The organism is Lysinibacillus sp. NPDC047702 (assembly GCF_050272555.1).
GTDB lineage: Bacteria > Bacillota > Bacilli > Bacillales_A > Planococcaceae > Lysinibacillus.
The window spans coordinates 1-7,951 of the sequence record NZ_JBNNMG010000108.1 but is presented as its reverse complement, the minus strand read 5'-3'; the positions used below and the strand labels follow the sequence as shown (position 1 = coordinate 7,951).

The 7,951-nt window shown below is 34.9% G+C and carries 7 protein-coding genes; 3 read left to right on the top strand and 4 right to left on the bottom strand.

What is annotated here, in order from left to right; translation table 11 throughout:
- Window positions 1–160 precede the first annotated feature (160 nt).
- The gene (locus ACQKIM_RS27260; protein WP_427549959.1) at window positions 161–313 is read right to left on the bottom strand and encodes a hypothetical protein; all 153 of its coding nucleotides are present in this window, start codon (window positions 311–313) and stop codon (window positions 161–163) included.
- Window positions 314–483: 170 nt separating this feature from the next.
- The gene (locus ACQKIM_RS27255) at window positions 484–1,509 is read right to left on the bottom strand and encodes a GGDEF domain-containing protein (protein WP_427549956.1); all 1,026 of its coding nucleotides are present in this window, start codon (window positions 1,507–1,509) and stop codon (window positions 484–486) included.
- A gap of 306 nt (window positions 1,510–1,815) precedes the next feature.
- Here ACQKIM_RS27255 and ACQKIM_RS27250 point away from each other — a divergent pair, with 306 nt between their 5' ends.
- A complete protein-coding gene (locus ACQKIM_RS27250) occupies window positions 1,816–4,848 on the top strand; it encodes an ATP-binding protein (protein ID WP_427549954.1) in 3,033 nt (1,010 codons plus the stop codon).
- A 92-nt stretch (window positions 4,849–4,940) separates the two neighbouring features.
- Here the strand turns inward: ACQKIM_RS27250 and ACQKIM_RS27245 are convergent, their stop codons facing one another.
- On the bottom strand, window positions 4,941–5,381 hold the full coding sequence (locus ACQKIM_RS27245; RefSeq protein ID WP_427549952.1) for a hypothetical protein: 441 nt from the start codon (window positions 5,379–5,381) through the stop codon (window positions 4,941–4,943).
- A gap of 171 nt (window positions 5,382–5,552) precedes the next feature.
- Between ACQKIM_RS27245 and ACQKIM_RS27240 the strand changes: the two genes are divergently transcribed.
- Both ACQKIM_RS27240 and ACQKIM_RS27235 read left to right on the top strand, forming a co-directional pair.
- The gene (locus tag ACQKIM_RS27240; RefSeq protein ID WP_427549950.1) at window positions 5,553–6,191 is read left to right on the top strand and encodes a YfbR-like 5'-deoxynucleotidase; all 639 of its coding nucleotides are present in this window, start codon (window positions 5,553–5,555) and stop codon (window positions 6,189–6,191) included.
- Window positions 6,192–6,294: 103 nt separating this feature from the next.
- A complete protein-coding gene (locus ACQKIM_RS27235; protein WP_427549949.1) occupies window positions 6,295–6,816 on the top strand; it encodes a zf-HC2 domain-containing protein in 522 nt (173 codons plus the stop codon).
- A 45-nt stretch (window positions 6,817–6,861) separates the two neighbouring features.
- On the opposite strand, the gene ACQKIM_RS27230 is transcribed toward ACQKIM_RS27235, so the two are convergent.
- Window positions 6,862–7,818, bottom strand: coding sequence for an anti sigma factor C-terminal domain-containing protein (locus ACQKIM_RS27230; protein ID WP_427549947.1), 957 nt, complete (start codon window positions 7,816–7,818; stop codon window positions 6,862–6,864).
- Window positions 7,819–7,951: the final 133 nt, after the last annotated feature.

Genomic DNA, 7,951 nt, shown 5'->3' with positions numbered 1-7,951 from the left:
ATTAAATGGATACAATAGTGACACAATTCTATAGTTGTTGTCCTGCATTTTATGGATAAAACCACTTTGACTTTACATAAAGTCACTTATTGCTGTCCCTCTGCTTTCACAAAAGGAAAAAGTTATATCAAAGCTCCATTTTTGTGCAAAATGGTGATGGTTAAGACTTCCATTTATCACTACACATTTTTGTGAAATGCCAATAGAAAATACGATGAGCAATGGTTGATTGGAGTGTAGACTGAGTGACTCCTCGGGGATTCAGCGTTACAGATGAGACCCTGGAGCGAGCTACGCGAGTGAAGCGGCTCATCGGACGCCCCCAGGAAAGCACTCAGTCGGAACGGAGATCAACCCCCCGTTTTGAAAAAGGGCTATACTTTTTAATTTGTCACCTTGATGTCATTGACATAATAGTATTTCAACAACATGAAAAGTATGCTAAATGTAACTTCTAGCATACTTTTATTTTGGTGAACTTCTTTATTTAATTATTTTTTCTGACAGCTCATCAACGACACAGGTACAGTTTCTGCCTGACTGTTTCGCTTTATATAATGCCCGATCTGCAATAGAGATTAACTGGTTTGGATTCTTAATGTTTGCTGTAAAAGCCGTGATACCTGCAGACAATGTAACTGGCCGTCCACATGCGGTATCTAGCAATGCTTGCTTTATTCGTAGATTTTCTGCTACTTCAATAGCGATATCAACTGTAGCGGAAGGTAATATGATCATAAACTCTTCCCCACCATAGCGAAAGCACATCCCCTGTTTGCCAATGTTGTTCTGCATATGATTGGCAAAGGATTTTAAAACTTCATCGCCCATAGTATGACCATATGTATCGTTTATACTTTTAAAGTCGTCTAGATCTATTAAGACTATTGCATGGGGCTCTCTATTAAAAATTAAATCATTTAAAATTTGATCCATCTTTCTTCGGTTAGGAATTCCAGTTAAAGAGTCTAAGTTTAATTGATTCGTTAAGTCAGATATTTTACTTTCAGAAAGAATTACCATATTCTCTACTACACCCTTTAACGATCGTACTTCATCATACCAATCATTAATAGCCTCAAGCTCTTGTACCCCTTCTGCCCTTTCTACACTAGTAGAAAGTTTTTGGAGAGGTCGTACAATTTTTAAAGCAATCCATACAGTTACCATCAAAATAATTACAAACAAAATGAATAAAGGAACAATCATACTTTTGAAAAATGCACTAAATGAAATCGTATTTTCATCATGTATGTTATCAACCAGCTGCTCCATATAGGGTTCTATGGGCTGTGCTTGATTAGGATTATTTAATCTTTCTTGTATATAGTTTTCGGTTATAGCCGAAAGTTCCCTTCCATACTTCTCTTGCATCGTTATTTTATTTTGCATAAGAACGTCGTTAAAATTTCGGTAGCTGCTCCAAATACTAACACCAGATGTTGCAAGTACAACGATGATTATCATACTCACAATAACAAACGATAACTTTAACTTGTATTTACCCACAATAGATCATTTCTCCCATTGAGATGATTTTTTCGTTAAATCTTATCTATGTTTTTACTCATAAAATATTGATATATTTATTCCATCATCATACGACATAGTTCTTAAAAAATTCTTAACAAATGATTAAATTTAACCGACTTTAGAAATATATTGAAACTCAAAAAGAACTATATTTAAGACATTGTGAACATCTTTGTATCTTAAAGTATTCTTTAAGTGAATTACTTATTTCCATTTTCTGAATTTCATGGCATGGTAAGTATAGTCCTTTTTCTTATTCAGAAGACCATTCAGGAGGTCCTTATGTCGCTGTTTAAAAATACCACTACTCGTGTACTTACTATAATTTTAATATTTATTGCTCTGACAATTCTTCGCCTGCTATGGCTATCATATTTTCTTCCTTCTAGTAATCAGCCTGTCGCACATGAAGGAATATTCGATATTAGAGATCTACAGTTACCTGATGATGAAGTTTTTCAGCTCAATGGTGAATGGCTCTATTATCCAGATTTAGTAGACCCCTTAACCATCAACGATAGCACTCTTGTTTACTCTAATAGTCAAACGATTCCTATAAAAGATGCAGGAAAAACAACACAAAGCTATGGAACGTATCGTTTAAAAATTCTACTTAATAGTAATGCAGCTTCAGATAACCGCTACGCTATTCGAATCCCAGCTGTATCAACTGCTTCTGCATTATATATTAATGGTAAATTGGTTGGGCAGTCTGGCAAAGTTGCTTCCGACTCACAAAACCATAGGGGGCAAGCTTCTCCTTATACGATTTATTTTACAAATGAGCAATCTGAAATGGACTTAGTACTACTCGTATCTAACTTTGATACCCCTGAGAATCCTACAATCAGTAAAAGAGTTTTATTTAGCTCAGCAACAGCTATGACACATCATCAACAGGTAACCACACTATCTCTTGCTGCTATTTCAATTATGCTCATTATATTCGCACTCTTTAGCATTCTAGTATTTCTATTTATTTATCGAAAACCTATTGTATTACTGTTTACTGTCGGCTTCCTGTTACCTTTGACTGATGAACTATTAACCTATGATCGCTCCATATTCGAATGGTTACATCTAGATTATGCTTGGTCATTTAAGCTCTCGTCGGTCATTTATCTAGGGGCTTCCTTTTTCTTTGTCCAATTCATGCGTGTTTTATTAGTCAAATATCGTTATGCAAAATGTTTTCAGCTGTTCTTTCATTTATATGCTTTAGGTACTCTTTTGATTGTACTTTTACCTATTAAATGGCTGTATACAACAAATCTACTGTTTTTTATTCTTTATGCTTCTTCATTTTTATTTGTAGTTGCATTGGCGCTAAAAGAGTTCATTGAAAATCAAACACAGAGCTCTGCCTTTATCGCTATTACAGCTCTTAGCACAACAAATGGAATTATATGGGGACTTATTAAATCTATATATGTTTTTGATATACCTGTTTATCCATTAGACTATTTATTTATCATGCTCGGTTTTTCGAGTTACTGGTTTAAACGTTTTTTTGAAAATACAGAACAAATTAAAGATCTCGTGGCTAAATTACAAAAGGACGATGAATTAAAGGATGAGTTTTTATCAAGTAGTTCGCAGAAGCTTTGGGATCCCATGAATAAGATGATTACTTTAGGGCAGTCCATTTATGATAATCCTAACAATAAGCTGGTGGCTGAGGATCAGGAAAATCTAAAGCATCTCATTGATATCGGGAGAAGCATGTCCTTTACGTTAAATGACATACTTGATTACACACGTTTAAAAGAAGGTGATTTACATCTTCATAAAAAAAATATTAGCATTCAAGGAGCTGTATACGGGGTTTTTGATATGCTTCGGTTTATTACAAATGGAAAACAAATTCCCATGAACTCTACTATTTCTAAATCATTTCCTAATATAGTTGCTGATGAAAAGCGTTTAATTCAAATTCTCTTTAATCTTTTACACAATGCTATTAAATATACTGACGCTGGTTCTATTGACATCAGTGCACATACAGAAAAGAATATGGCTGTTATCCATATTCATGACACTGGTTTAGGCATGGATGATACGATTCAAAGTCGGCTATTTTCCCCTTATGAGCAGGGAAATGAAAATGATGATGGAATTGGGCTTGGTTTATTGATTTCTAAAAAACTTATTGAATTGCATGGAGGTACATTGCAAATCCACTCTATTCTTAACAAAGGGTCTGATGTCTATTTTACCTTGCCATTAGCAATGGAAAATGTAAAAGGTGAGCATGTCTATATAAAGCAAGAGAACACAACAGTTCCAGTGGACGAAAAAATGATGTCCTCAATAACAGAAAAACAGTTTAAAATCTTAATGGTTGATGATGATCCAGTAAATTTAACGATAATGCGTAGTTTATTTTCATCATCCGAGTATGCTGTTAAAACTGTAACGAGCAGTGAAATGGCTTTAGAGGCTTTAAAAGACAATGATTGGGATTTAGTAATAACTGATGCTATGCTACCTTATATTTCTGGCTACGCATTAATCGAGATGATTCGAGAGCATTATTCCTTACTCGAATTACCAATATTATTATTAACAGCACGAAAATATCCAGAAGATGTTTACACTGGCTTCGCTCATGGGGCAAACGATTATGTGACTAAGCCTATTAATGCTCTTGAATTAAAGGTTAGAAGCCGCGCATTAATTGATCTCAAATACAGTATTCATCAAAAATTGCATTTAGAAACTGCTTGGCTGCAAGCACAAATACAACCACACTTTCTATTTAATACGTTAAATACAATTGCATCACTTAGTACAATCGATACAGATCGTATGATTGACTTATTGCATCATTTTGGTGAATACCTACATGCGAGCTTTGATGTGAGGAATCTGCAGAGAGTTGTTCCACTTAAGGAAGAGTTAGAGCTAGTAAACTCGTATCTCTATATTAAACAACAACGCTTTGGACAACTACTACACGTTGAATGGGATATTGATAGTCATATAAATATTGAAATTCCCCCTATCTCCATTCAAACTTTAGTAGAAAATGCGATACGTCATGGCGTATTAAAGCAAGAAAAAGGCGGGACAGTTTGTATACGCATTAAAGATGACCCTGATTTTGTCACAATCAGTGTAATTGATGATGGTGTTGGCATAGATCCAAGCATTTTAAATGAATTACAATCAGGTAACGATAATGAATGGACCAGCCCTAGTGTAGGTATACGTAATACAGATTTACGCCTAAAAAGAATTTACGGACAAAGACTGTACATTGAAAGTACACTAAATAAAGGAACAACTGTCTCCTTCCGTATTCCCAAATGTTGATTAAATGAAGGTAGTCCATCTATGTTCAAACACATTTTTATAAATTAACATATAATAAAAAATACGCACTCCACCATGAGTGCGTATTTCTTTTACCAAAGTACAGGCTTTGCAACCATTAGCCATAACATAATTAGCAATAAATAAATGTACATCCATGCCTTACGTCGTAACAATAATGCAAACTTTTTCTGGTCATAGGCGGGTGTATTAAATGTCCTTAAAGTTGGTTTGAATGCTCTTGCCAAAAAAACAATGGAAGCCAGCATAATAAGAAATGTTAGGACTATCCATGATGTATTCCATTGATAGCCAGCATGCCACATTAATAAAATACCAGACGCAACGAGAACATGCCCAGAATGCTTGACAATGGTAATAGCCCCCTTAAAGGTCTCGATATATGGCGGCATTTCAATATGAGCCGCTGCGTGCATTTTCTTAACAATTGTTAAAGCTACAAACAATGGCCCAATCGAAAGAATGGCACTTACAATATGTATATAAAGAAGAAGTGTATAAATTGAAATCATGGTGCAAACTCCCCTTATTAGCAGTCCCCTTCATTATAGCATTCAACTTGCCCGACTTTAGAAGCATATGTGAATCCTTTGTAAACGCCACTTGAATCATTGTTAAATTGTTTGAAATCTATACAAAGAGGGTAAGGTTTATAGTAACATGCACTTATAGAACAAAAAGGAGTGATTTTTATAGGAATCCATCAATTTTTTACAAGTCTAAATGACCTAGAACGTATTATTCGTTGCCCTGGCCGCTTTAAATTTGAAGAGCATAACGTGGCTGCTCACTCTTGGAAAGTATCGCAATACGCTATGTTTTTTGCCACATTAGAGGAAATGAATGGCGCCACAGTAGACTGGAAGGCACTTTATGAAAAGACCATTAATCATGATTTTGCTGAAGTATTTATAGGCGATATTAAAACGCCAGTAAAGCATGCAAGCCCTGAGCTCAAACAAATGCTTGCACATGTGGAAGAAAAAATGATGGAAAAATTCATTATCAATGAAATCCCTCAGGAATTTCAAGCCGTCTTCTCTGAGCGTATGAAAGAGGGTAAGGATAGCACGTTGGAGGGCCGATTACTTGAATTTGCCGATAAGCTAGATCAATTTTATGAGGCCTTTGCTGAATTAAAGCGCGGTAACACTGACAAAGAGTTTGTTTATATGTACCAATCAGCTCTTTCTAAGCTTTTAGCCATTCCCTTAAAAGCAACGGTACATTATTTCCGTACTGAAATTTTGAAGGATGCTGTGAAAGAAAAGACACATATTGATATTCAAGCTCTCACAAATGAAGTATTAACCTCAACATAATAAGGTGTGTGTACAAGTTTTCCGAATGAATAAACTCACGGAAGGCTTTTTTTATTTTCCTCAAAAAGTCGTATAATGAAAGAAGAGAATTGGAGGGAAGCCTTTGTCACAGGAATGTTCAATAGTTGAGGATTTATTACCTTTATATAATAAGCTTGCGCTCCAAGCAGCTACTACACAGTTTGTGGAACAACATTTAGCGAATTGTGAGCATTGCCGTCAGTTAGCCACTTCAAAGCAATTAACTAGTTATCATTTACCAATGAAAAGAACAATCAGCTTTTTCCATATTATTTTTATCGTTTTATCCTTTATGTTTGCGATTAATTCATCCTTACTGGGTAATCAAAAAAGCTTTGTTGTATCCTACGCAATTTTCGGCTGTCTTACTTATTTTTTTTATAAAAATATTTGGATTGTTTTTTCCATCAGCTCTGTACCCGTGTTTGTATGGGCTATTATTAATAATATAATTAATCCACTCTATATTAGTACCTATTCGTTCACAGAGATTGGAGCTCTGTTAATTGGTGCTGGTTATATCGCCCTGTTACATACCATTTTTGCACTAATTGGTGCTGCCTTTGCGATTATTTTGCGTAGGTTTACTAAAATTAGTTTTTAGCCAATAGAGAGAGCTGCCTCAAAAAGTCAGAGACAACTCCCTCTATTACCAGTTATTATACCAATTCCAAAACTCAACATTCCCAAGCTTCTGATTAGATATGCCTTCTATATATCTCAGCTTTAACAAGTTCTTTGTTGGTCCTGTCACCACAGCACCATAAGCCTGAAAACCATTCTTTTTTAAATAATCATAACGTTCTTGCAAATTTGACAAACCAAGAAAATCCTCGATATAGCTTTTCTTTTCATTGTTCAGTAGCTTTTCCATATTTTCTAGCATAAAACGCTGACTATCTCTAACACCAACTTGCGTTAAATTTTGACCTACCCAAATTTTTAAATAATCATCACTAACCTTCAGCCCTCCTGATAGCCCGAAACTATCATAAATTGTAAGGTTAACACTACCTTCACCAGTTGAAAATGAATCAAAGGATTTGAATTCACCTGTATATACAGGCATCCAAACGACTTCCACATCGTATGGTTCAAGCATTTTCATCAACTTTTTAGGCTCCATAAATGTTGTTGTAGAAAACGCCAGTTCTGCAACGGTTCCTTCGGGTAATTTTTCTAACGTTTTCCATACGCCATTGTTGATTTGGGATGATGTCGCTTTCCCTGTTTGAGGATCCTCGGGTAAATTGAAGCTAAATTTTTCAAATTCATTTGTCGATTTTAGGCTCGAAGATGAAGAAGAATTTTTTGACGTTAAGTTCATTTTCATCGATGAAGATGTATTGATTATTTTTTTATCCACATACATCTCACCTACCATTACGTTCTCTTTCCCTACTTGCTTCACAAGGGGATAGCTAAATTTTTGCGTCAAAAGTGGTGTTATTTCAGCAGATGAACCTGAATATTGTCCTTTTATATTTGGTTGCTGCCATTCTAAAGCCATTAATGAATTATAAATATGTTTACGATCTGGGCGTGTTTTTTCAAAAATAATTGATACACTTAATATCACTAGCATCGCATTAAAATAATGTCTCATTCAAATTAATCGTAATTTTCTGTAATTACATGTAAGCGCAAAAAAGTCCTTTATAATGGTTTGGTGGTAGTAACCTATCCAAATCCAATAAAAAGGACCAATCTCATGGATAAGATTACACGAAAAACATCAT